Source organism: Streptomyces sp. TAA486 (assembly GCF_000426165.1).
In genome coordinates this window covers 1-22,356 of the sequence record NZ_AUEV01000003.1, presented here as the reverse complement: position 1 = coordinate 22,356, position 22,356 = coordinate 1, and the positions used below count along the sequence as shown (strand labels likewise).

Annotated in this window: 22 protein-coding genes; 8 read left to right on the top strand and 14 right to left on the bottom strand. The window is 66.6% G+C overall.

The annotated features are described in order from the left end of the window. Positions 1-82: 82 nt before the first annotated feature. Positions 83-553, bottom strand: coding sequence for an RDD family protein (locus I004_RS0106825; protein ID WP_028434862.1), 471 nt, complete (start codon positions 551-553; stop codon positions 83-85). Positions 554-748: 195 nt separating this feature from the next. Between I004_RS0106825 and glnA the strand changes: the two genes are divergently transcribed. The 3 genes from glnA (at position 749) to I004_RS37440 (ending at position 4,379) form a co-directional block, all read left to right on the top strand. Then, the gene (gene glnA, locus I004_RS0106820; protein WP_028434861.1) at positions 749-2,164 is read left to right on the top strand and encodes a type I glutamate--ammonia ligase; all 1,416 of its coding nucleotides are present in this window, start codon (positions 749-751) and stop codon (positions 2,162-2,164) included. A gap of 388 nt (positions 2,165-2,552) precedes the next feature. Then, positions 2,553-3,713 (top strand): MFS transporter, encoded by a 1,161-nt coding sequence (locus tag I004_RS0106815; protein WP_028434860.1) that lies wholly within the window; start codon positions 2,553-2,555, stop codon positions 3,711-3,713. 348 nt (positions 3,714-4,061) lie between these two features. Beyond that, positions 4,062-4,379: a hypothetical protein gene (locus I004_RS37440; protein ID WP_051344801.1), complete on the top strand. Its 318-nt coding sequence runs from the start codon at positions 4,062-4,064 to the stop codon at positions 4,377-4,379. Positions 4,380-4,541: 162 nt separating this feature from the next. Here I004_RS37440 and I004_RS0106805 read toward each other — a convergent pair whose 3' ends face one another. Continuing rightward, complete coding sequence (locus I004_RS0106805) at positions 4,542-4,952, bottom strand: RidA family protein (RefSeq protein WP_028434859.1); 411 nt, start codon at positions 4,950-4,952, stop codon at positions 4,542-4,544. A 1,010-nt stretch (positions 4,953-5,962) separates the two neighbouring features. On the opposite strand from I004_RS0106805, the gene I004_RS0106800 reads away from it, so the two are divergent. Then, complete coding sequence (locus I004_RS0106800) at positions 5,963-6,592, top strand: class I SAM-dependent methyltransferase (protein ID WP_028434858.1); 630 nt, start codon at positions 5,963-5,965, stop codon at positions 6,590-6,592. A 382-nt stretch (positions 6,593-6,974) separates the two neighbouring features. Here the strand turns inward: I004_RS0106800 and I004_RS0106795 are convergent, their stop codons facing one another. After that, positions 6,975-7,727: a hypothetical protein gene (locus tag I004_RS0106795; RefSeq protein WP_028434857.1), complete on the bottom strand. Its 753-nt coding sequence runs from the start codon at positions 7,725-7,727 to the stop codon at positions 6,975-6,977. Positions 7,728-8,181: 454 nt separating this feature from the next. Continuing rightward, the gene (locus I004_RS37435; protein ID WP_158677010.1) at positions 8,182-8,718 is read right to left on the bottom strand and encodes an SET domain-containing protein; all 537 of its coding nucleotides are present in this window, start codon (positions 8,716-8,718) and stop codon (positions 8,182-8,184) included. A 339-nt stretch (positions 8,719-9,057) separates the two neighbouring features. On the opposite strand from I004_RS37435, the gene I004_RS0106785 reads away from it, so the two are divergent. Continuing rightward, positions 9,058-9,888, top strand: a complete 831-nt coding sequence (locus tag I004_RS0106785; protein ID WP_028434856.1) for an aminoglycoside phosphotransferase family protein — start codon at positions 9,058-9,060, stop codon at positions 9,886-9,888. 74 nt (positions 9,889-9,962) lie between these two features. Here I004_RS0106785 and I004_RS32635 read toward each other — a convergent pair whose 3' ends face one another. After that, positions 9,963-10,280 carry a hypothetical protein gene (locus I004_RS32635; protein ID WP_051344799.1) on the bottom strand — a complete coding sequence of 106 codons (318 nt, stop codon included), beginning with the start codon at positions 10,278-10,280 and terminating at the stop codon, positions 9,963-9,965. 828 nt (positions 10,281-11,108) lie between these two features. On the opposite strand from I004_RS32635, the gene I004_RS32630 reads away from it, so the two are divergent. After that, positions 11,109-12,359 (top strand): hypothetical protein, encoded by a 1,251-nt coding sequence (locus tag I004_RS32630; protein WP_486579868.1) that lies wholly within the window; start codon positions 11,109-11,111, stop codon positions 12,357-12,359. Next, positions 12,359-12,754 carry a hypothetical protein gene (locus tag I004_RS0106770; RefSeq protein WP_028434854.1) on the top strand — a complete coding sequence of 132 codons (396 nt, stop codon included), beginning with the start codon at positions 12,359-12,361 and terminating at the stop codon, positions 12,752-12,754. Before I004_RS32630 ends, I004_RS0106770 begins: the two co-directional genes overlap by 1 nt. A gap of 428 nt (positions 12,755-13,182) precedes the next feature. Here I004_RS0106770 and rfbC read toward each other — a convergent pair whose 3' ends face one another. The 6 genes from rfbC to I004_RS0106735 form a co-directional block, all read right to left on the bottom strand. After that, entirely contained in the window at positions 13,183-13,779 is a 597-nt protein-coding gene (gene rfbC, locus I004_RS0106765) for a dTDP-4-dehydrorhamnose 3,5-epimerase (protein WP_028434853.1), read from the bottom strand. Between the two features lie 62 nt (positions 13,780-13,841). After that, positions 13,842-14,792: a dTDP-4-dehydrorhamnose reductase gene (gene rfbD / locus I004_RS0106760; protein ID WP_028434852.1), complete on the bottom strand. Its 951-nt coding sequence runs from the start codon at positions 14,790-14,792 to the stop codon at positions 13,842-13,844. Beyond that, positions 14,789-15,772: a dTDP-glucose 4,6-dehydratase gene (gene rfbB / locus I004_RS0106755; RefSeq protein WP_028434851.1), complete on the bottom strand. Its 984-nt coding sequence runs from the start codon at positions 15,770-15,772 to the stop codon at positions 14,789-14,791. Before rfbB ends, rfbD begins: the two co-directional genes overlap by 4 nt. Further along, positions 15,769-16,836 (bottom strand): glucose-1-phosphate thymidylyltransferase, encoded by a 1,068-nt coding sequence (locus I004_RS0106750; protein WP_028434850.1) that lies wholly within the window; start codon positions 16,834-16,836, stop codon positions 15,769-15,771. Before I004_RS0106750 ends, rfbB begins: the two co-directional genes overlap by 4 nt. Further along, complete coding sequence (locus tag I004_RS0106745; protein WP_028434849.1) at positions 16,833-17,309, bottom strand: beta-ketoacyl synthase N-terminal-like domain-containing protein; 477 nt, start codon at positions 17,307-17,309, stop codon at positions 16,833-16,835. The genes I004_RS0106750 and I004_RS0106745 overlap by 4 nt, the downstream gene beginning before the upstream one ends. Before the next feature lie 302 nt (positions 17,310-17,611). Then, positions 17,612-18,598 carry a hypothetical protein gene (locus I004_RS0106735; protein ID WP_028434848.1) on the bottom strand — a complete coding sequence of 329 codons (987 nt, stop codon included), beginning with the start codon at positions 18,596-18,598 and terminating at the stop codon, positions 17,612-17,614. A gap of 414 nt (positions 18,599-19,012) precedes the next feature. Here I004_RS0106735 and I004_RS0106730 point away from each other — a divergent pair, with 414 nt between their 5' ends. Continuing rightward, a complete protein-coding gene (locus I004_RS0106730; RefSeq protein ID WP_028434847.1) occupies positions 19,013-19,921 on the top strand; it encodes a nitroreductase/quinone reductase family protein in 909 nt (302 codons plus the stop codon). 58 nt (positions 19,922-19,979) lie between these two features. On the opposite strand, the gene I004_RS38030 is transcribed toward I004_RS0106730, so the two are convergent. From I004_RS38030 to I004_RS32625, 3 genes are all read right to left on the bottom strand, one after another. Next, positions 19,980-20,321 carry a hypothetical protein gene (locus I004_RS38030; protein ID WP_486579867.1) on the bottom strand — a complete coding sequence of 114 codons (342 nt, stop codon included), beginning with the start codon at positions 20,319-20,321 and terminating at the stop codon, positions 19,980-19,982. A 7-nt stretch (positions 20,322-20,328) separates the two neighbouring features. Beyond that, on the bottom strand, positions 20,329-20,793 hold the full coding sequence (locus I004_RS0106720; protein WP_028434845.1) for an SRPBCC family protein: 465 nt from the start codon (positions 20,791-20,793) through the stop codon (positions 20,329-20,331). A 249-nt stretch (positions 20,794-21,042) separates the two neighbouring features. Then, positions 21,043-22,356: NAD(P)-binding protein (locus I004_RS32625; RefSeq protein WP_037975342.1), on the bottom strand; the 1,314-nt coding region annotated here is incomplete at its 5' end.

Sequence of the window (22,356 nt, the reverse complement as noted above, 5' to 3'; positions counted from 1 at the left end):
TGCCGACCGGGTGCCGAAGCGGGCCTCTGGGCGACGAAGCAGGTGCCCGGGCGTCGGGGGTGGCCGCGTACCGGCCGCCGGCTCAGATCCGTACCTGGACCGCGCCGGAGAGCCTGTCGTGCAGTCCGCGCCCGTCGCGGTCCCAGACCAGCGCCGGGATGGCCAGGCCCAGCAGGACGGTACGCACCGCCACTCGCCACAGCGCCAGCCGTCCCAGCCCCTCCACGGCCACCACGCGCATCCCGAGAAGCCGCTTGCCGGGGGTGCTGCCGACGGTGCCGACCGTCAGCAGGCTCAGTACGAGGAAGACGCCCAGCGCCCAATTGTTCGCACTGCGCAGGTCACCGCCCGCGAACAGCCCGTACGCGATCAGCGCGGAGATCGCCCAGTCGATGAACAGGGCGCCCAGCCGGCGTCCGACCGGCGCGATCGAACGCGGCCCGTCGGCGGGCAGGCCCAGCCGCTCACCGCGGTGCCCGAAGTCCGCGCCCATGCCCTCGGCCGCGGCACGTGGGCCCGACAGCCATGACCCGATCGCATCCCTGTTGTTCACACGGCAACCGTATCGCGGGTGAAAATGACCTTGTCCGCAGGTCATCGGGTATGGGCGGGACAGTGGTTAACATCAGCGAAACAGGTGGGTCACGCTTGAGAAATCGCGCCTGCCTATGGTCGCCACAGCGCGCGCCACCGCACTGGCCTGCGTACCAGCAATTCCCGTCCCTCCGCGGCGGGACTAGGAGGATGGATGTTCCAGAACGCCGCCGAGGCCAAGAAATACATCGCGGACAACGACGTGAAGTTCATCGACGTCCGGTTCTGCGACCTGCCGGGCATCATGCAGCACTTCACGGTCCCGGCCGAATCCTTCGACCCGGACGAGAACCTGATGTTCGACGGTTCCTCGATCCGCGGCTTCCAGGCCATCCACGAGTCGGACATGGCCCTCGTCCCCGACCTGAGCACGGCCCGGGTGGACCCCTTCCGTGAGCAGAAGCACGTCAACATCAACTTCTTCATCCACGACCCGATCACCGGCGAGCAGTACAGCCGTGACCCGCGGAACGTGGCGAAGAAGGCCGAGGCATACCTGGCATCCTCCGGTATCGCCGACACCGCCTTCTTCGGCCCCGAGGCGGAGTTCTACGTCTTCGACGAGGTCCGCTTCGAGACCAAGGCCAACGCCGGCTACTACCACATCGACTCCGAAGCGGGCGCCTGGAACACCGGCACCATCGAGGACGGTGGCAACCGCGGCTACAAGGTCCGCTACAAGGGCGGCTACTTCCCGGCCCCGCCCGTCGACCACTTCGCCGACCTGCGTGCCGAGATCACCTCGGAGCTGAACAGCGCCGGCCTTCAGGTCGAGCGCCAGCACCACGAGGTGGGCACCGCCGGACAGGCCGAGATCAACTACAAGTTCAACACGCTGCTCGCCGCCGCCGACGACCTGATGCTCTTCAAGTACATCGTGAAGAACACCGCCTGGCGAAACGGCAAGACCGCCACGTTCATGCCCAAGCCGATCTTCGGTGACAACGGTTCCGGCATGCACGTGCACCAGTCGCTGTGGAACGACGGTTCGCCGCTCTTCTACGACGAGCAGGGCTACGCGGGCCTGTCCGACACCGCCCGCTACTACATCGGCGGCATCCTCAAGCACGCCCCGTCCCTGCTGGCGTTCACCAACCCGACGGTGAACTCCTACCACCGCCTGGTCCCGGGCTTCGAGGCGCCGGTCAACCTGGTCTACTCGCAGCGCAACCGCTCCGCCGCGATGCGCATCCCGATTACGGGCTCCAACCCGAAGGCCAAGCGCGTCGAGTTCCGCGCGCCGGACCCGTCCTCCAACCCGTACCTGGCCTTCTCGGCACTGCTGATGGCGGGCCTCGACGGCGTGAAGAACAAGATCGAGCCGGCCGAGCCGATCGACAAGGACCTCTACGAGCTCGCCCCCGAGGAGCACGCGGGCGTCCCGCAGGTCCCCACCTCCCTCCCCGCGGTCCTCGACGCCCTGGAGGCGGACAACGAGTACCTGCAGGCGGGCGGCGTCTTCACGGCCGACCTGATCGACACGTGGATCGAGTACAAGCGCGAGAACGAGATCGCCCCGATGCAACTGCGTCCGCACCCGCACGAGTTCGAGCTGTACTTCGACATCTAAATCCCGGGTCGGTTGACCTGGCCTTCGACAGTGCTTGACCACGGTGACCTGCGGAAACGCCTTCCGGCGTGTTCCGCGGGTCACCGTCTGTTTCCACCCTCATGTGCACCGGATGTGCACCGGACGCCAGATTGGTTGACGGGTAGTCAGGTGTGGCCTTGCGTGGTGCTGAGCTCCCCTACAGGAAGACGAGATCGGAACTGGCCTCGGCTGCAAGCCGCATGTCGGGACTCGAACCGACGTGCCCCTCAGGCACTAGCTTTCCCTGCGAGCCCCCGCCCGATCTGGCACGCGAGTGGCACGCGGTCTTGCCCTGGAGTGCTGGCCGGTTGTGAGTGTGGGGTTGGCGGCTTCCGCGTGGGGAATCGTGATGCGAGCGTGTGTTGCGATGAACGCCTATGTCGATGTTCTGCGGAGCGCGACAGCACGCAGACTTGTCGCTGCCACCGGCACGGGCAAGTTCGGCTTCGCCGCCTTTCCTCTGGCCACCGTGTTGTTGGCTCACGGTGAGTCAGGCTCATTCGTGGACGCCGGGTTGGCCGCTGGGGCTTGGGGTATCGGTGGCATGCTGACGGCGCCGATCCGGGGGTTTTTCGTCGACCGTTACGGGCCGGGTATCCCCTTGACTGTGCTCACGTCGGTCACCTTCCTCGCTGTCGCGGGGCTGGCCACGGCGTCGGATACGACGGCACTGATGGTCTTCGGGGCGCTTGCCGGTGCGACTGCGCCTCCGATCGTTGCGAGCATTCGACCGCTCTGGAAGCACGCTGTGCGCGGAGGTCTTGTGAGGACCGCGTATGCCGTTGATGCGATCCTCACGGAAGCTGCCAAGATCTGCGGGCCGCTCATTGCCGCAGGTGCAGCTGCTTGGTCGCCGCAGATCGGTGTGGTCGCTGCCGGCACTCTGTTGATCACGGCCTCTGCGCTGCTCGTCGTGGGGCCCCTCGCCGTGCCTGATCCCGGGCTCCCAGGCGTCGCCAACACGCGGACCGCTGCGCGACTCCGCCCTGCACTTCGGCTGCTTCTTCTGGCCAATGTCGCACTCGGGTTGTGCCTCGGTGCGTTGACCGTTGGGCTGCCCGCCCGTGCTGCTGAGCACGGGTCCGCAACAGACTCCGGCTGGCTCCTCACCGGCCTCGGCCTCGGCAGCGTTCTGTCAGGCATCTGGTTCGGTAGCCAGCGTCAGGGTACGACTTTTCGGGGATACATCGCCGGCTTTGCGTGGCTGGGTCTTGCGCTCGCTGTAGCAGCGGCCTTGCCTGTGGGACTTCCGCTGGCGGGTGTCCTCTTCATCGCCGGTGGAGCCTTCGCTCCGATCACTATCTGCTTGTTCGAGCTCTTGGACCAACATGCTCCAAGGGGCACGGAGGTCTCGTCGTTGATGTGGATGGTCTCGAGCGAAGAACTCGGCATCGCTCTCGGGGCGATGCTGGCCGGAGTACAGGCGCAAGGTGTTGGCGCAGGCCTCGTGTTGATCACTGCTGCTGTCAGCGCTGGAGCGGGAGCTGCAGTCCTCGCTGGCGGCAGGCGCGTCCTCACCTGGCGCTGAAGTACATCACTATCAGGTCGAACACGCGGGGTTGTGAACCTCGGTCAACTTGCTTCGGACCTTGATGAGTCGTCCGTCGGCATCGGCATCCCTGCTGACCGTCGGTCTATGGAGCGTGTGAGGCTGCCCCTATTGCTGTCTGCGTCGAGGGAGTGCAGATGTCTCAGTACCCCACCGAAGCTGTCGACGTCGCTCAGTACGCGGAGAGGATCCGCAAGGCCAACCAGGATGGGCGGTGCTTCATTTGCGAGATCGTAGACGGTCGCCATAAGCCGGGAGAGCGCATCGTCTATCGCGACGATGTATGTGTGGTCTTCCTGCCCCGTACCCCAACGTCTTTACGGCTACATGCTGCTGGCTCCCGTCGAACACCACACGCGTGTCATCGACGACTTCCCAGAAGAGCACTACCTCGAGCTTCAACGGCGCGTCCACCGGTTTGGCCGGGCCCTTGGCCGGCTGGTGCCTACTGAACGCCTCTACGTCTTCAGCTTCGGCAGTAACCAAGGTGTCGCCCACGTCCACTGGCATCTGGCACCACTGCCACCGGGTGTGCCCTTTGAACAGCAGCAGTTCGCTGCCGTGACCCGGGCGGAACACCTCATCATCCCTGCAGAGGAACATGCCGTGCTCGCAGAGTCGATCAATCAGGCGATGCGCCCGTAGGTCAGAGCGGTGAGTGGAGGCTGCAAATCTGCTGGCTCAGCCTTCGACCCTTTGATCCGTAGCTTCGGGCAGGCAATCTCGGTGCGCACCTTGAGGTCACAGGACTACGAGCGACAGTGAGTTGACGGCTGTGCTCGTGTGGTGCCGTTGCTGCCAGTGGGCTCAAGAATCGAGCACGGCGGCGACGGCCTCGATCTCGACGAGTTGGTTCTGGTAGCCGAGCACGGTGACGCCCATCAAGGTGCTGGGGACGTCATGGTCAGCGAACGAGTCCCGGACTACCTCCCAGGCAGCCACCAGGTCCTCCTGCCGGGCCGATGCGACGAGGACCCTGGTACTGATGACGTCCTGGAGCGACGCACCCGAGGCAGCGAGAGCAGCCTGCATGTTCTCGATGGCCTTCATCGCCTGACCCGCGTAGTCCCCGACGGCCGCAGTGGAGCCGTCATCGTTCAACGGACACGCCCCGGCAAGGAAGATCAGGCGTGACTCGGCTGGCGCCGTGGACGCGTAGGCATACTCGGCGACGTCGGACAGGGAGGCGGAGCGGATCAATGTGATGGCACGAGGCATCGTCGTCGGGTCCTCTCCCGTCGGGTGTTGAGCAGGACGAACATCCTGCCAACGCCTCGTTCGGCCCTGCCTTCCATTTTCCCCGCTCCCACGGCAGCGCCATACACATCACGAGTCGAGTGATCACCGGCCGACTCCGGAACCGGTCGACAAACGCCGGCACCCGCGGTGCCTGCGTGGACGATTCGTGAAGCGGCTGCGCAGCCGCGGCCTCCTGGCGTGAAGCACGGAAACCAGAAAACGTGACCAGCATCACTATGTAAATTGACGGAGCGTTAAGTCGGCGGGATTGCGACCAGTTGAGTTCCTGATGGCCTCACAACTCTGCCTGTGCGGTGCTTGATCGGGCTGCTCAGGACCTGAGCGGCCCGCAGCCCTCAGTAGACTCCCACGCAAGCAGAAAGAGCCCCGCCCGGCACGGTTTCTCAGGCCACATGCCGGGAGGGCTCTCTGCGGTGATGCCCTGAACGAGTTTCGGACGAACGGAGCACCCCAACGTGCATGCTAATCCAGTGTCACCCGGCCGGGGACACCATCCTGCCTCTAAGCCCTCAGCCTCGCCTCGCCGTCGGCCACAGCTACGGGAGCGACTGACCCGCCTTAGCATGCCCCTGGCCAGGCGCTTCATTCTCGGAGTCGCCTACGGCGCAGGAACTGGCGCCGGGGGCCTCGCGATTTGGTGGATTCGGTCCCGGTAACGCGCCGAGAGCCTGGAGGACACGGGGCCAGCCCATCCCGGGCCCCGTGTCACGCCCGGCACGGACGGGGCAACCCGCTGGATACCCCCCGGACGTCCGAGCTAGGAGTCTGGGGCCGATCCAGTGTGATCGTTTGCCAACCAATCCTAGTCGACGCAGGTCAGCGCACGGCGAACGACTAAATTCCCCGTCAAAGGACAGCGGAGTCGACCCAACGGTGGGCCTATTGGGGCTGATAGGTCCGGGTGGCACAACCTTTGGTTCTCGGGGCTGGAGAACAGCGGCGAAACGCGCGAGAGTACCTTCCTTCCCGTGTTGACACATCAGGACGAGACCAGGGCGGCCTACGACGGGGTCGTCGACCTGTATGCCTCGATGTTCACCAGTCAGTTGGAGACGCGGCCCTTCGCGCGGAACATGATCGGCATCTTCGCCGAGCTCGTGCGTGCCACGGTGAACCTGCGGGTAGCCGACGTCGGGTGCGGCCCCGGTCACCTGACGGCCATGCTGCACGACTTGGGGCTGGACGCCTTCGGGCTCGACCTCTCCCCGGCCATGGTCGACCACGCTCGGCGGGCTCATCCGGCTCTGCGGTTCGACGAAGCGCGAATGGAGGCCCTGCCGATCGAGGACCGTGCACTCGGCGGAGTGCTGGCCCACTACTCGATCATCCATACCCCACCCGAGGAATTGCCCGCGCTACTCGCCGAGCAGATGCGTGTCCTGGCACCAGGGGGCCTGCTCCTGGTGTCCTTCTTCGGGACCGAGGGACCGGAGCCGGTCCGCTTCGACCACAAGGTGACGCCCGCCTACAGCTGGCCGGCGGACCGGTTCGCTGAACTGCTGGCCGCGGCCGGGCTCGTCACGTTCGCCCGGCTGCTCCACGACCCAGCGTCCGAGCGAGGCTTCCTCGACACCCACTTGCTGGCCCGCCGCCCGTAAGACGTGGCCTGCGGCCTGGGCGGGGTGGTGTAGATCATCCGCGTGTATGAAGCCGTTCTGTAGCCCCGCGTTCCGGCCGATCGGTTTCGATCGGTGCCGGCACCGAAGTAGTGCGAGGAACGATCTCCCGGAAGCCTCGGCGACTGGCGTCCGGTTCGGCGGGGATTGTTGCATCTTCTACTGACACTGGGAGGGACGCCTGTTGCGGGGTGCAGCGGTCCAAGTCGCAGTGCCAGAGCCGTTGTTGTGAGGCTCAGTCGCCTCACGCGTGGAGCGAACCCCGCCGGCTGGACTTCTCAACCGACGAGGTCTGGCCTGCCGCCTCCCGGTCACGAAGGCTTCGACCTCGCCTGCCCGATGTCACTATTTACACATTGCGCGCTTAGCTATAGTTGCTCGCAGCATCCTTCTGGGCTGAGATGACCTCGCACTTGATCTTTGTTTCGGTGAGCTGGTCCTTGCTGCCGATCGCATCCTCTTCGCCGTCACCGTTGGTGCCAGTGTCGATGATCTGCCCCGGTCGGACATCCTCGGCGCCACCGCTCAGTGTTTCGATCCGGTCGCCCTTGCCGTCCAACACCTCGATCTCGTACTCGAAGTGCATGGGCTCCTTAGCACCCTTGGGGTTCTTGATCGACACGTCCGCCACCGCCGTGTGGTCGCCCAGGTCGAACGGGTCTCGGACCGTGCAGCTCTTCAGCTTCACGTCGTCCTTGGCGTCGTACATGCCGAACTCGTCGGGTCCGCTGGCGGCTCCCGGGTTCTCGGTCACGTCCCATATGGACCCGCCCCCGTCGATCACATCGTTGACAGAGTCCATGGCGGCGTTTGCAGCTTCTTCATCCTCGGAGATGGCCAGAAGCTCATCCTCAATGAAGGCCGCAACCTCTCGGTCCGTGAAGCCCTTGCAGGCACTCTTGGCCGTGGCATCGTCGGAGCCTTCGGCGGTGCCGTCGACCATGATCGGGACCAGAGCTTTGATCTCTGCCTTGCATTCTTTGTCGTGGCCTTGCGGCTGCGCCTCGGCGGCCGGGCGGCCCGAGGAAGTCTCGGCGCTCGCGCTACAGGCGGCGAGAGGGGAGCACAGTGCCGCGACTATGGTAGCGGTGGCGAGAGTTCTGCGTATCTTCACCATTTGTCCTCCATGGGCGTATTGATGAAGTAGTAGACCTACAGGGGGAGTTGTCGGTTGTACACCCCGACTGGCTAATTTGGTCAAGAGGCCTAAGAGTCCCGCAATCGCCGTGGCAGGAACGGTCCACGGGTGGGCTGGGCACCTCGTCGCCCGCGCCGAGGCCCGCTTCGAACGCGGCCATCTCGTTGAACGGCCGCGACGACCGTGGCGTGAACAGGATGGCGGTCCTGCCTCGAAGTTCGAGAACATCCGGTCATGTCGAGTGGCGCATCAGGACAGGACCTTCCGATCGGCTTCAGTTTCCGGCCGTATCACGGCGACGAGGACCACGGCCCCCTGGCCGACCGTGCTCGCGCACTACTGGGCCTCCCGCTGGAAGCAGTGTGGGAGAAGGGATGAGTCCTTGCCGGCGCGGCGCCACCGTTTGCGATCTGGCGTGGTCTGTGTGGCTCGGTCAGGACGTCGCGGCGATGCGTGTGAGAAGGGCTGGCACCCAGTGCTTGCCGTAGCGGGCACACAGCTCGGGCAGCTGCCAATCGCTGCCGGTAATGGTCTCCCGACACGTCAGGGAGCCGCAGACACAGTTCATTGCGTACGCGGGATCCCAGGTGCTGGTGGCGTAGTCGCTGGTCAGCTCCTCGTTCGTGCTGATGTCGCGGCGAGCCACGAGCGTGTAGGGGCCGTCCCACCACAGATTCGGATCGCAGCTGTGGTTGCTGTAGCCGATGGACTGCTCGCTGCGGGGCGGGAGGAGCAGGTTCGTGGTTTCGGTGACGGCGATAGTGTCGATGTAGGGGCCGTCGGGTCGGAGTGCTGCTCCGGTGAGCAGATCCTGCAACTCGTGGTGTGAAAGAAGGCGCCCACCGACTCGGGCCACGACCGTTCCGGCTGCTAGCGGGGCTCGGGCGAACAGTCCCGTACCCGCGATGGAGGACGAGCGGATCTCGGCGTGCAAGTGCAGCCAGCACCGCGGGGCAGGTGTGGGCGCCATCGGCCTATCGTGCCGCGTCATGGATGCTGCACGTCAGTGATCGCGCTTACCCCTCAAAGGCATGACCAGTACGTCCCAAAGCAATCCGAGCACCTGCTGCGAGCTAGACGAAGGCCCCGGTCACCAGGCTCTCCAGTCGGTGAGCATCCGCGGCAATTCGCCGAAGTACGCAACTACCGTACTTCTCCGCACCGCGTCGGGCACGGAGAAAGCCTGTCGTCAGACAGGACGGTGAGTCGTAGGGTGCCTCGCGGTGCAGGGACGGTCACCGGGGAATGCGCGCGATCCTCGCTGTCGCTCCATTCTGGTCGGCCCCGCGAGGGAGAGGGACGATTAACGATGAAGGCATCAGACCGTCCGCGTGCCGTGGCCGCGGGTGTCTCCACGGCCACCGGGCTTGACCTGAAGGTTGATGACGCGGTTGTTCTTCACGACTCGAACGAGCTCACTCTGCGTCTGCTGCCTTGTGACGTCCTGGCCCGGGTGGCACCTGCAGCGCATCAGATCGCGCAGTTCGAAATCGAGCTGGCACAACGGCTCGCCGAAGCAGATAGCCCGGTGGCTGCTCTCGAGCCTCGAGTGCAGCCACGCGTCTACGAGCGTGACGGATTCGATGTCACGCTGTGGACCTACTACGAACCCGCGACACCTGCAGAGGTCTCACCAGTCGAATACGCCGAAGCGCTCGCGCGGTTGCATGCTGGAATGCGTCAACTCGGCGTCTCAACGCCTCACTTCACGGATCGAGTCGAGCAGGCTCAACAACTCTTGGAAAGCCGTGGCCGCACTCCGGCACTCGCCGACGCGGACCGGGAGCTGCTCGACAACACGTTGCGAAGGCTGAGACGAGTGATCGGAGAGCGCGCCGGTGCCGGCCAGCTACTGCACGGCGAACCGCATCCAGGCAACGTGCTCACCACGAAGAACGGGCTGCTGTTCGTAGACCTGGAGACGTGCTGCCGTGGGCCTGTCGAATTCGACCTCGCCCATGCGCCCGAAGAAGTCAGCGAGCACTATCCGGGTGTCGATCAAGACTTGCTGGGCGACTGTCGGGTGCTCGTGCTTGCGATGATCACAACGTGGCGCTGGGATCGAGGCGACCAACTCCCGAACGGGCGCCAACTGGGCACCGAGTGGCTCAGCCAGATCCGGGCAGCACTCGATCGATAAGGAAGAGGCCCACGATGGGCTGTTTCTCACCTCACGTTGACGCGAAGTGAAGGGCGAGGACGGCCTTGACGACGTCAATGATCCGGTTGGCGCTGCAGGCGCCATCCCTTGAGCGTGGTCACTGCCTGTTCACCGGCGGAGCGGCTCTTTGCGTGGGCGATTTTGACCGTGCGCTTGCCGGTGGACAGGTTCCGATGCCTGCCGCTGAACGGGACGATCGCCGTGCCTCCCGCGCCCTGATAGCCCTTGTCGGCACAGCACTTGACGACGATCTCGGCAAGCGCGTCGATGACCTGGTGGGTGCGGGCGGCGGTGATCCTGTCGATCGCAAGCAGCGTGACATCGAGGATGACGAACGCCGTCGCCGAGGCAGTGGCCGCAGCCTGCTCCAAGGGGGTTGAGGCCGGCCAGGACCACGACGGCCTCGCGGATGTAGCGGTAGACGGTGCCGATGCCGATGTCGAAGCCGGCAGCCAGTCGGACATGGGTGTCCCCGGGGCGCTGGTCCACTACGCCCGTATCGCGCTCAAGTTGAAAGAGGCTTAGTGTCGTGCGAATTTCGAATCGAGCAACGATTCATATAGGGGGCGAAATTCAGTCAATGCGGTACTGGCTGGCGCATTGTCGTGTTTGTCGTCTGGTGCTTCCGGCGGTGCGTCGTTGAGGATGCCCGCCTACTCGTGTTCGGGGGTTGCATGGGGATCGGGCGGGGCTTGCGTGCTCGGGAGTGGGAACGAGGGATGGTTGACGGGCCGGCAGTGCCGGTCCAGAGCAGCCCGTCGAGCATTGGTACTGGTGGCTCGGACGAGGTGAATCCCACCTCGTCCGAGGTGACAAAGCTGCTATGTCAGGCGGTCTATGCGCGTCCCGACCGTGTGCGCGCTGTCAAGGCGTGGTGGCGCGGGTTCCGCGGCCGGGAGGGGGAGCCCAGCAGGCCGCGGCGCAGTACACGCAGGCGTGTCCTCTTGGAGGGCAGCGACGACTGCCCGCCCCTGGGTGAGCGTGCGGCGCAGTGGGTCGTGGACCACGTGCTGCGCGGACCCCGGCTACCCGTTCCGTCGTACGGATTCGATCTCGTACCCGTCCTGGCTCACAGTCTGCGTGCGCGACGACGCAAGTGGGCACGGCGCGCGTGGATACTGCTGCTCTCGGCGTTCGCGGCGTACCTGGCGAACTGGGCAGCTGTCGTGTGGGGTGGCGCTATTCTACTGGCCTTGACGATGCGTTGGCTTGGCTTTCGGGCCCTGCGCAAGGGCAAGAGGCGACGGCTGGCGCCATCGCCCCGTCTGGCCTATCTCTTGCTGTGTTTCCCGTGGTTGCTTGCACTCCTGCCTTTCGAGCCGTTCGGCGGTGCGGGTGCTGAATTTCGGCCCGCATTAGTCTTGCTGCCGGGCATGGTTGTGCTGGCCGCAGCGTTGGTGTGCGCGGGGGACCGACTCGCGGCGCGCGCGGCGCTGGCCCGGCTCGTAGGGGATGGCGTGGCGGCCGACCGGCTGCCCTGGGTGAGCCCGAAGGCCGGACGCCGTATAGATCTCATCGGCAAAGGACAGACGCATCTGGCGCTGCCATACGACTCTTCGGAATGCTTCGTTGGAGCTGGGCGGGACGTGTGGGGCGCCGCCGACATCGACATCCCGTTGAAGCCGAAGGACCCGGAGGAGTCGGTCAGGCAGTTCGGGGAGGTGGAGCTGCTGCGTCGTGTGGGCGTGGCCCTGAGAGAACTGGGCCGCGGGGCCAGGGAGATGACCGATCCATTGCCTGGCTTCTCTGTCACTGAGGTCCAAGGGCTGCCGTCGCCGCTGTGGCTGCAGCGAATTCGCGAGTCGAAGCTGGATGTTCCGGACCTGAGTGGCCGGGGTCGTCGCTCGCCGTCCAGCGTGCCGGACCGGCTCTATCTGCGGGCACAGTGTGTCAGTTGGAGCGGTGAGGTCGTAGTTGGTGTGTTCGCGCACGCGGCACTGGAGGCAGGCGAACTGCGGTTGACCGTGCGGCCACATGTGACCACCCCCTTGTACAACGAACTCCGCGGAACCGCCGCACCTGTCTCTAAGACCGGAATCCGCCTTCTCGGCTGGCTCGGTGCGCAATCGCTCCTGGATGCTGCTGCTGGTCCCTTCGCCCTTTGGCGGTTCGTCGCTCGACTCGGACTAGGTGAGAAAGGCAAGGACGGCCGCGTGGAAGAAAAGGACCCTGTGAGCCTGCGCGATCGGTACTCCGCTGAGGAGGTAACCGACATGCACCAGAGCGACGACGCCAAGCGGCACGTTGTGCTGATGCAGTCCTGCGTGTTCCGGACTGTCGCAAGGTATCTCGACGAACGGGGAGTCGACACCGCTGCGTACGAACGGCAAGTGGCCGCAGTCATCACCAACATCCAGGTCTACGGAGACAACAACGCCCCCATCCAGAACGTCGCCGGCAGCGACATCCGCGGTGTGGGCCAGAACAACGGCAGCCAAGGAGGCAAGTGATGGCAGTGGGACGACGCCGCCCCGAACCGGAGCCAGGGCACGGCTCGGGCGTCAGCATCGGCGGAAATAACAATGCCCCTGTCCAGAACACCGTGGGGCAGAACATCTCCCACGTGTACCAGTCCGCATCGGTTGCGGGCGCTGTCGATGTCGAGTCGGTCCGGGACCTGCTCACTTCCTTCCGCGCCGACTTGGAGCGGAACGAGGCGAGCCTGCAGCATGCGGCGGCGCTGCGTGCCATGGCGGACACCGTCGACACTTCGCTCACAGCTCCCGACGCAGAGGCCGGCACGCTGCGTGGCGTTGCCCAGGCGCTGCCAGCCCTGGTCACGGGAACCGTCGTCCAGCAGGGAGGCGAAGCTCTCGCCAACGCCCTTACCTCACTGCTGAGTTAATTGGCCGGGTGGTGCACACGATTCCGCAAGGTCGACCGGACACTGGCGGCGGAGGGGCAGAAGCCGGATGCCCACGCTGTGCACCCGATGTGCACCGACCCAACGAACGCCCTGCGTCTGTGCAGGTCAGAGCTCCTTCGTAGCTGTACTTCGACATCTGAGCCGGGGGCCGGGTGGTCCGGCCTTCGACGGTGCGTCACTTCGGTGGCCTGCGGAAACGCCTTTCGGTATCTTCCGCAGGTCACCGTCTGTTTCCACCCTCGTGCGCACCGGATGTGCACCGGGCGTCGGAAGGGCTGAGAGATGGTCAGGTGGGGCCCGTCCGAGGTTTCTGGCCTGAGGGCTGCACCCCTTGGTAAATCAGGTCGGAATCAGCCGATCCACCTGCATTCACGGCACTCAGGTCGCGTCGCGCGTTCCGCGCCCGGTCATATGTCGCGCAGCCCCCGGAGGAACGCCCCACAGCGCTCGTAGTCCGGCAGCAGACCACTTCGCCTGGCGGACGCGAGAGTCGGTGCCTTTTCGTCCTTCGGCGACATCAGAAAGGGAATGTCGTCGGGCCATTCGATAGCGAGATCCGGATCCAAAGGGTGGATACCGTGTTCGTGGTCAGGGTTGTAGCTCTCGGAGCACAGATAGACCACGGTGGTGTTGTCGGTCAGGGCGAGAAAGGCGTGTCCAAGGCCCTCGGACAGATAGACGGCGTGGTGGGCCTGATCGTCAAGGCGTACGCCCTCCCACTGGCCGAAGGTCGGTGAACCGACGCGGATGTCGACGATGACGTCCAGCACCGCGCCCCGGACGCAGGCTACGTATTTTGCCTGGCCCGGTGGCACGTCCGCGAAGTGGATGCCGCGCAGGGTGCCGCGCCGGGAGATGGAGCAGTTGGCCTGGGCAAGCTTGAGATTTTGGCCCAGGGCTCCACGCAGTGTGCGGCCCTGGAACAGCTCATGGACGCTCCCCCGCTCATCGGGGAAGACTTTGGGCTCGTGAATCCACGAGCCCTCGATGGAGAGTGGTCGCATGGGTATGGGGCACCTCGGTAGGGCGGTGGCGGCAAGGGCGACAAGTGCGCGGCAAGCTCCAGTCAGGACGAGCGGGGTGAGGAACCGGCAGGTCCCGACCGCACCGAGCGCCGTGGGCCGGTCGCTTCGGCGCGGCACATGCTCGGCCATGCCCTGGCCACTGCGTCCCGCCAGTGGCTCATCGGGTCGATACCGGCCTGTCGCCAGCGGTCGTGCCCCAGCACGCTGTACGTCGGCCGCGCCGCGGGTCGCACGAACGTGTCACTGGAGACGGGGCGTACCCGTGAGGTATCAGCGCCGAGCAGGGTGAAGACCTCTGCGGCGAGCGCGAACCACGTGGCGTCCCCGGCGCAGGTGCCGTGATAGATCCCGGGCGGGGCGTTCCTCGTGAGCGCGGCACGCCCCAGGAGGACCAGACGGTCGGCGAGATCTCCCGTCCAGGTGGGCTGACCCCGTTGATCGTCGACGACTTCGACAGGGCCAGTTCCGCACGCCAGCCCCATCATCGTTCGCACGAAACTGTGCCCGTGCTCCCCGAACAGCCACGCTGTGCGGACCACATAGCCGGTGTGGGGGAGTGCCCTCAGGACGGCCCGCTCCCCTGCCAGCTTGCTTCGGCCGTAGGCAGTCCGCGGAGCGGTCGGCGCGTCCTCGGAGTACGGTCGTGTGGCGCTGCCGTCGAAGACGTAGTCCGTCGAGACCTGCAGCAGTACGGCTCGCAGAGCACCGCATTCCTCCGCGAGGAGGCGGGGGCCTGTCCCGTTGACGGCGTGGGCCTCGGCCTCCCGCTCCTCCGCCTCGTCCACTGCGGTCCACGCCGCGCAGTTGACCACCAGGGCCGGACGGTGGGCCCGCAGGATCCTCCGCACCGCGTTGGGATCGGTGATGTCGAGGCCGGAGCGGCCGACCCCCACCGCGGAGATTCCGGCCTGCTCCAGCCGGGCCAGGAGATCGCGGGCCAGCATCCCGTCGGCTCCGGTCACGAGCCAGACCGGCTCATCGGCGGTTGTCACAGTGCGGCCCGCTCCAGCAGCGGCTCCCACCACACACGCTGATCGCGGTACCACTGCACGGTCTCGCGCAGGCCCTGCTCGAGCTTCACCAGGGGTTCGTAACCGAGCTCTTCGCGGATCTTGGTCCAGTCGACGGAGTACCGCCGGTCGTGGCCCTTGCGGTCCTCCACATACATCACGCTGGTATCCCATCGAGCCCCGCACGCGTCGAGGATCAGGGCGGTGAGATCCTTGTTGGCGAGCTCGGTTCCACCCCCGATGTTGTAGACCTCGCCCGCGCGACCACGCGTGCGTACGAGTTCGACGGCTCGGACGTGGTCGTCAACATTGAGCCAGTCCCGGACGTTGCCGCCGTCGCCGTACAAGGGCACCTTCTTGCCGTCCAGCAGATTGGTGATGAACAGCGGGATCAGCTTTTCGGGGAAGTGATGGTGACCGTAATTATTGGAACAGCGGGTCACGCGTACATCCAGTCCGTGTGTGCGATGGTAGGACAGCGCGATCAGGTCACTGGATGCCTTCGAGGACGAGTAAGGGGAATTGGGCCGCAGCGGTTCGTTCTCGGTCCATGAACCTTCTATCGAGCCGTACACCTCGTCGGTCGAAATGTGCACGAAGGTCTCGATGCCGGCCGCATGGGCGGCATCGACCAGCGTGTGCGTGCCCAGCACATTGGTCCGGACGAACTCCGCGCCGCCGTCGATGGAGCGGTCCACATGGGACTCGGCCGCGAAATGCACGACCTGGTCGTGGTCGCTCATCAACCGCGCGACGAGGTCCGAGTCGCAGATGTCGCCCCTCACGAAGCCGAATGCCTCATGCTCGCGCACCGCCTCCAGACTGGCCGTGTTCCCGGCGTAGGTGAGCTTGTCCAGCACGGTCACCGAAACGTCCCGGGGCCCCTGCGGACCCAGCAGGGTACGGACGTAGTGGGACCCGATGAAACCGGCACCGCCGGTCACCAGAATGCGCGTTGTCATGACGGGACCTGCACCTCGCTGTGGTCACCGAGCACCAGCCGATGGGCGGAAGAATTGCGTGGGGCGGTCAGGACGCGCACGCCCCGGCCGATGAGCGAGGCATCGACGCGACGAACGCCCATGAGCGCGGAGTCGCGGAGCACGATGGAGTACTCGATCTCGCTGTCCTCGATATGGCAGCTCTCCGCAATGGAGGTGAACGGGCCGATGTAGGAGTCGCGGACCATGGTGGAGGCTCCGATGATCGCGGGACCCACGATGCGGCTGCTACTGATCCGAGCACCCTTCTCGATCCGGACCCGGCCGATGATCTCGGTGCTGTCGTCGACCATTCCCTCTACGCCGGGCTCGATGCCCTCCAGCACCGAACGGTTGACCTCCAGCATGTCGGTGACGTTGCCGGTGTCCTTCCAATACCCCGAGATGGTGGTGGACCGGACGTCCCGCCGCTGGTCGATCAGCCACTGGACGGCATGCGTGATCTCGAGCTCGCCACGCTGTGACGGCGTGATGGCTCGTACCGCGTCGTGGATGGCCGGGGTGAACAGATAGACGCCGACCAGCGCGAGGTCGCTCTTGGGAAACTCCGGTTTCTCCGTCAACGAGACGACCCGGCCGCCGGAGTCGAGCTCCGCCACCCCGAACGACCGCGGGTCGGGCACCCGCGTCAACAGGATGCTCGCGTCGGGACGGCCGGACTGGAAGGCGGCCACAAGGCCGGTGATCCCGCCGACGATGAAGTTGTCGCCGAGATACATCACGAAGTCGTCGTCACCGAGGAAGTCCCGGGCGATGAGCACGGCGTGCGCGAGTCCGAGCGGCGCACCCTGCGGAATGTACGTCACGTCGATGCCGAACCGGGAACCGTCGCCGACGGCGCTGCGGATCTCCTCCGCGGTGTCCCCGACGATGACGCCGACCTCGGTGATGCCGGACTCCGCGATCGCCTCGAGGCCGTAGAAGAGAACGGGTTTGTTGGCCACCGGCACCAGTTGTTTGGCGGAGGTGTGGGTGATGGGTCGCAGACGGGTGCCAGTCCCGCCTGCCAAGACGAGCGCCTTCATACGGCTCCTTCGCAGATGCGTCGCAAGCGGCCGGTGGGGATGGCTCGGTGGCCCGGCCACCCATGGGCGAGGGCCTTCAGCGTGGCCACCACCTCGGCGGGAACGGGCTGTGCCGCGATCTCCGTGGGGATCGCGCGGGCCTTGGCCAGGCAGGACGAGTGCGGGATCTCCTCGGTGGCAGCGCGTAGCCCGGCCGGGGTTTGTCGGTCTTCCGGCAGGGTGATGGCCGCGCCGACCGCGCTGCCTACGCTCACCCCGGGCCGGCCCGGATCCACGGCGCCGAGACCCAGCCCGCTGTTGGCCAGGGCCTCGCGCGTACACATAACGGCGAACCTGGGCGCCCCGTCCATCCGGTGGCTCTCGCTGTGGCTCAGCCCGTGCGCCCCCAGATCGAGGTCGATCTCCGCCGCTGCTCGCGAAGGGAAGGCGTCCGAGTCGAAGACGATCCTCCCGCGGAGATCATCGATCGTCATGGGATTCCCCTCCAGTTCATGCGGGTCGGCCCCGACTCTGCTCGGTGGGGCTAAAGATCTGCTTGAGTCCCGGCGGAAGGAGCGGCAATTGATGGCCGTTGCCCTCGCGAGACGACGAGCCGACGTGCTCTTCGCGAAGCTCCGCGACGGCACCTTCTACGACCCCAAGCCCGCCCCCACGGGTTGACGAAACCCATAGGGCCCCCCGCACGCTCACCCTCGCTGGTCGGTTCCGGACCCTTCGCCGGCGGGCGGCGTGCCCTCCCCGGGAACAGTGCGGCCCGTCGCTTCCCTCGATGCCGCTACAGCGGCAGGGAGAGCGCCACCGCGTTGTACGGGAGGTCCGGCTCCGGAGGCTGCGGGAAGCGGGAGTTGGGCAGGTAGATGCGGTTGCCGTGAATGGCGGCCGCACAGGGGGTCTCGAAGCGCGGGTCGGTGACCGTGCGGACCAGGCGGGCGTTGTGGCCGGTCGGGTCGAGGCGCAGGACCGCGAGGTCGTTGATGCGGGGCGCGTACAGGGTGCGGCCGTGCACCAGTATCCCGTTGGTGGTGGGCAGTGTGACCCCGCCCAGGTCGATTCGGCGGGCGTCGCCGGTTGCCGGGGCGACCCGGAACAGGCTGCCGCCGTGGGCGTGAATGTTGACAACGACGAGCGCGGAACCGTCCGGGGTGGCCGCGACGCCCGTCGCAGTGAGCCCGTCCGACGGGCCCTGGGTCCATTCGCCGCCCAGCTTCAGGGCCACCACCTGGTCGCGTGTCGGGAGCGCTCCGCGCGGCCCGAGCGGCAGGCCGAACAGCTTCCCGTTGAAGGAGTCGGTGAACCAGGCGGCGCGCGGCGTAAGGACCACGTGGTCGACGAAGGTGTCGGCGTTGCCGACCTCGTACGTCTGGATGACCTTCCCAGTGATTCCGTCCATCACGGTGATCAGCCGTCCCCAGCCGCCGGCGACGAACACCCGTTGCCGCTCGTCCACCTGCAGTCCGACGGCGTAGTAGCCCTCGCCCAGGCCCGGATTGATCACCTTGCCCTTGCCGGTGAGCAGTGAGGCCCGGTAGACCGCTCCGCCGAGCAGCGAGCCGAAGTAGGCGTACGGTGCCGGGCCGATGCCGATGCCGGCCGGGTGGAAGCCGTTGGGCAGGTTCAGGACATCCGGGTATCCGGTCCGGCGGCGGTCCCGTTCGGCGGCGACCGCCGTGCCGCCTCCGCTTGCGGTGCCGAACAGTACGGCGCTGCCCGCTGCCGCGCCGAAACCGAGGAACCGTCGTCGTGTCGTGTGCGTGGCGTGCATCGCGCCCCCTGTCGTAACGTCGTCGGCCGCAGTGTGGGAAGGGGCACTCGGGCATCGCTTGAATCCGGCCAGGGGGCTGATTGGGCCGCGTTGACGAGATCCCTGACCGCTCGCTCTAATGAGAGACGTGGCGCGTGGCACCGGCCAAAGAGAACTGGGCCGGCCGGTGACCGGGCGACCACCCGCACATCAGGGACCATCCCATGCGTTCTCTCCTCACAGGCTCTGCCTGACAGGCACCTCGGCGTGCCCGCACCGCTGACCTAGTCGGCCGTGCCGTTTACTCCGTGTCCGCACTGCCGTTTCCGGAAGGCCGCCTCCAGCAGCTCTGCCGCTGGTACGGCCCTGTGCGCGCGCACGCACGCACCCCCTCCCCTCCTTCTTCTGTCGCCTCACCAAGGAGTCCGACCTCGTATGTCCTTCAATCAGTCCGTCATCGACGAGTTCCGCGCGAACCAGGGAAAGGTCGGCGGCTATTTCGAGGGCAGTGACCTGCTGCTGCTCACCACAACCGGCGCCAAGTCAGGCGAGGAGCGGACCGTCCCGCTGGGCTATGTGACCCATGGCGACGAGCTCTTGGTCGTCGGCTCCAACCTGGGCGGACCCAGACACCCCGACTGGTACCGCAACGTGCTCGCGAACCCGCTGGTGCAGGTGGAGATCGGCGCCGACTCCTTCGAGGCGGTCGCGGTGCCGGCCGAGGGCGCGCACCGCGACAAGCTGTTCGCGCACGTGGTGTCCTCGGAGCCGGGCTACGGCGAGTACCAGGAGAACACCAGCCGTGTCCTGCCCGTGGTGGCGCTGCAGAAGAGCGACCTGCCTCCGGGCGAGGGCCCGGCGGAGGTGCGGAGCCTGGCCGACAAGCTGGTCGAGGTGCACGTGTGGCTGCGCTGGCAGCTGCGGCACGTGAGTGCCGAGGTGGACGAGTACTTCGCGAAGGCTGCCGCGCACGAGGGCGAGGGGGCGGTGCCGACGGTGGGGCTCGGGCTCCAGATCCGCCAGCGATGCCTGGCCTTGTGCCAGGCGCTGGAGGTCCACCACACCGGTGAGGACGCCCACATGTTCCCCGCGCTCGCGGCGCAGAACCCGCATCTGGCGGACGTCTTCGAGCGGCTGCGGACCGAACACGTCGCGGTGGCGCGGCTGCAGCAGGAGCTGAGCGCGCTGCTTTCCGACATCACGAGCACCGACCCGGAGCGATTCCGCAAGGAGCTGGCCTCGATGTCCTCGGAACTGAACGCCCACCTTGATTACGAGGAGGAGTCGCTGTTGCCGCTGCTCTCCGAGATCCCCTTTCCGCCAGGGCCGCTGCCGGCCGTCTGAACGCGATGTGCCCCGGCCAGCCCCCGATGGAGGGGCCGGCCGGGGCGTGGGGTGTCCTCTACCGCTCGGCCGGGCCGGTGGACAGTGCTTGGGCTGCGTAGGCACTCGCGTTGGGTCCGAACTGGAGCACGATGTGCCCGGCGGACGAGTGGACGTCCCGCCACAGCCGCTGATGCGGTGAGTCCTCGCTGTGCCCGGCCGTCCCGGATGCCCGGAACAGCCGGTCCACGGCCCCGACCAGCAGGTCGGCCACCAGCGCGCAGTCGCGCTGGGCGCGCGCCGTCTCAAGCGCGGTGATCTCCCGGCCGGAGTCGGCCACCGCAGCGACCCTCTCCAGCAGCAGGCGGGCGGAGTCGACCGAGCGTGCATTGCGCCCTCGGCTGTCCGGCTCTCTCCTGATCAGGTGCCTACAGGCGGCTTCTCTGCTCCAAGTACTGTTTGGCCAATCGCACTTCCTCTTCCACCTCGGCAGCCATCCGACGCCGCAGCAGCGGCTCGGCGAGCCACCTCAGCACGGGCCGGAACCGGAAGTTCAGCGTTCGTACCAGTCGTGTCCCGCCCTCGACGGGGGTGCAGACGAAGCTGGCGTCGAAATCGGAGGCCAGCCGGGTCAGCCGGTTGGCCGGCAGCGGTGCCAGCACGATGTCCACGCGCTCGCCGGGGGTGAGCCGCATCTGCGCCACCGCTGGTGGCGCCGGGAGGCCCGCCAACCTGGGGCGGAAACAGAACTCGGTGAGGTTGCCCTCCTGTCGGGACCACAGAACAGGGCGGATCTTGTGGTCGACCTGTTCGTACCGCTCGGCATCCATCACGAACTCGAGCAACTCCTCCGAAGTGCAGGAAATCGTCTCGGTGACCTGGATTGTGAGCATCCCGCCAGGCTAGCCAGCCCAGTACGTGCAGCAAACCTCCTGCGCCACCACAGCGATCAACCCGCCGCCGGAGGTGGAGAGGCCGCCACGGCCATGAGGCGATCAAGTGGTGTACCGACCCCATGAGATGAGACAGGCAGCGGGTCGGCTCACTCGGATCTCCGTGGCGTCGGGGGCTTGACTCTGTCCGCTCGTACCCGAGGTGGCGATGACCTGGACAAGGGGGCGCCTGACCTGCGGTGGGGGAGTTCATGAGGCGGGAGAGGCGGCTTCCCGGGAGGGGGCGTGGTCCGGGTCCTGGGGATGGGTGCAGCGGTCGGGGTGGGGCCAGGGGGCGAAGGTGCCGTCCGGGCGCTCCAGCAGGAGTTGCCTGCCGTGTGCCAGTACGGTGCGTGGACGCAGGCCGGTGAGGGTTGCGGTGGTGTACGCGGCGCTGAGGGTGTTGAGGTCGTGGACCGGGCCGATCCTGAAGAGGGAGCGGGTTTCCGCGATCGCATCGTGGTCGCCCGCGCGCATGACCAGGCGCAGTTCGGGGGCGACGGCGAGGGATGCGATGGAGACGGCGATGTTGTCGCGGTCGTCGGAGGCGACCGCGGCCATGGCCTGCGCCTGGTGGAGGCCGAGTCGGCGCAGTACGAATCGGTCGGTTGCGTCGGCGACGACCACAGGTACGCCGAGTGCCTTTGCCAGACGGAGATTCGGGGCAGCAGGATCGCGCTCGACCGCGATGACCCCGATGCCCAGACCCTGCAGTTCGGTGCACAGCCGCAGTCCCACCTGTCCGAGCCCGACCACGACCACGTGGCCGCCCCGGGGGAGGGCCCGGGGGCCCAGGATGCCGACTGAGCGCGGGGCCAGCAGGCGGTCGACCATGCCGGCGGTGAAGACCGCGGTGAAGACGACGGTTACGAGCATCGCCAGAGCGGAGAACACCAGATATGAGTCCGAGCCGTGGGTGTCTGCCGGGCCGACGGTGGAGACTGTTCGCGCGGCCTCGAACAGCGCCTCCACGGGGGGACGGTGGCGAAACGTCACGGACCAGATCCAGTCGGCCAGCAGCACTGTGAGAATCCCGGTCAGGCCGGTCAGCATGATCCGTGAGCTGCCGTCGTGCGGTCGCAGTTGTCCGCGGATCTTGCCGAACCACGCACGGGCTCGAAGCGATCGTGGTGCCCGGTACGGTTCGAGCCGCACGGTGTCGCCCTCGGCGCGGGCGCCGAGGTGGTACGGGGCGGGATCCGAATCCGGTCCGGAATCCGGTCCCGGGCGCGAGTAGGCCGGGATGAGTGCCAGTAGGTCGGGTTGGAGGCAGGCGGCCAGCAGAACCGGAGCGGCGACTTCGGCTGGGGAGGTGACCCGGCAGTTCGGGACCACGCGGCTGAGTTGTTCGGCGACGGTTCTGTCGAAGACCGTTACCACCAATGGGACGTTGGGCCGAATGTGCTCGGTCGTCAGTGCGTAGCGCAGGGACTCGACGTCGTCGTCGAGCAGGACCGCGACTCCCGCGACTTCTCCGTCCAGCGCACCGCGCAGTTCCTCGTCCGTGGGCCGGCCGAGATGGCA

Coding starts and splice junctions, on each gene's coding strand:
- I004_RS0106720 (WP_028434845.1), bottom strand. CDS start 20,793: ATGCTCACAATCCAGGTCACCGAGACGATTTCCTGCACTTCGGAGGAG.
- rfbC (WP_028434853.1), bottom strand. CDS start 13,779: ATGCGACCACTCTCCATCGAGGGCTCGTGGATTCACGAGCCCAAAGTC.
- I004_RS0106795 (WP_028434857.1), bottom strand. CDS start 7,727: ATGGTGAAGATACGCAGAACTCTCGCCACCGCTACCATAGTCGCGGCA.
- I004_RS0106815 (WP_028434860.1), top strand. CDS start 2,553: ATGAACGCCTATGTCGATGTTCTGCGGAGCGCGACAGCACGCAGACTT.
- I004_RS0106785 (WP_028434856.1), top strand. CDS start 9,058: ATGAAGGCATCAGACCGTCCGCGTGCCGTGGCCGCGGGTGTCTCCACG.
- I004_RS37435 (WP_158677010.1), bottom strand. CDS start 8,718: ATGGCGCCCACACCTGCCCCGCGGTGCTGGCTGCACTTGCACGCCGAG.
- I004_RS0106750 (WP_028434850.1), bottom strand. CDS start 16,836: ATGAAGGCGCTCGTCTTGGCAGGCGGGACTGGCACCCGTCTGCGACCC.
- I004_RS0106770 (WP_028434854.1), top strand. CDS start 12,359: ATGGCAGTGGGACGACGCCGCCCCGAACCGGAGCCAGGGCACGGCTCG.
- I004_RS37440 (WP_051344801.1), top strand. CDS start 4,062: ATGCTGCTGGCTCCCGTCGAACACCACACGCGTGTCATCGACGACTTC.
- I004_RS0106730 (WP_028434847.1), top strand. CDS start 19,013: ATGTCCTTCAATCAGTCCGTCATCGACGAGTTCCGCGCGAACCAGGGA.
- I004_RS0106805 (WP_028434859.1), bottom strand. CDS start 4,952: ATGCCTCGTGCCATCACATTGATCCGCTCCGCCTCCCTGTCCGACGTC.
- I004_RS0106745 (WP_028434849.1), bottom strand. CDS start 17,309: ATGACGATCGATGATCTCCGCGGGAGGATCGTCTTCGACTCGGACGCC.
- I004_RS0106735 (WP_028434848.1), bottom strand. CDS start 18,598: ATGCACGCCACGCACACGACACGACGACGGTTCCTCGGTTTCGGCGCG.
- I004_RS32630 (WP_486579868.1), top strand. CDS start 11,109: ATGCGTTGGCTTGGCTTTCGGGCCCTGCGCAAGGGCAAGAGGCGACGG.
- rfbB (WP_028434851.1), bottom strand. CDS start 15,772: ATGACAACGCGCATTCTGGTGACCGGCGGTGCCGGTTTCATCGGGTCC.
- glnA (WP_028434861.1), top strand. CDS start 749: ATGTTCCAGAACGCCGCCGAGGCCAAGAAATACATCGCGGACAACGAC.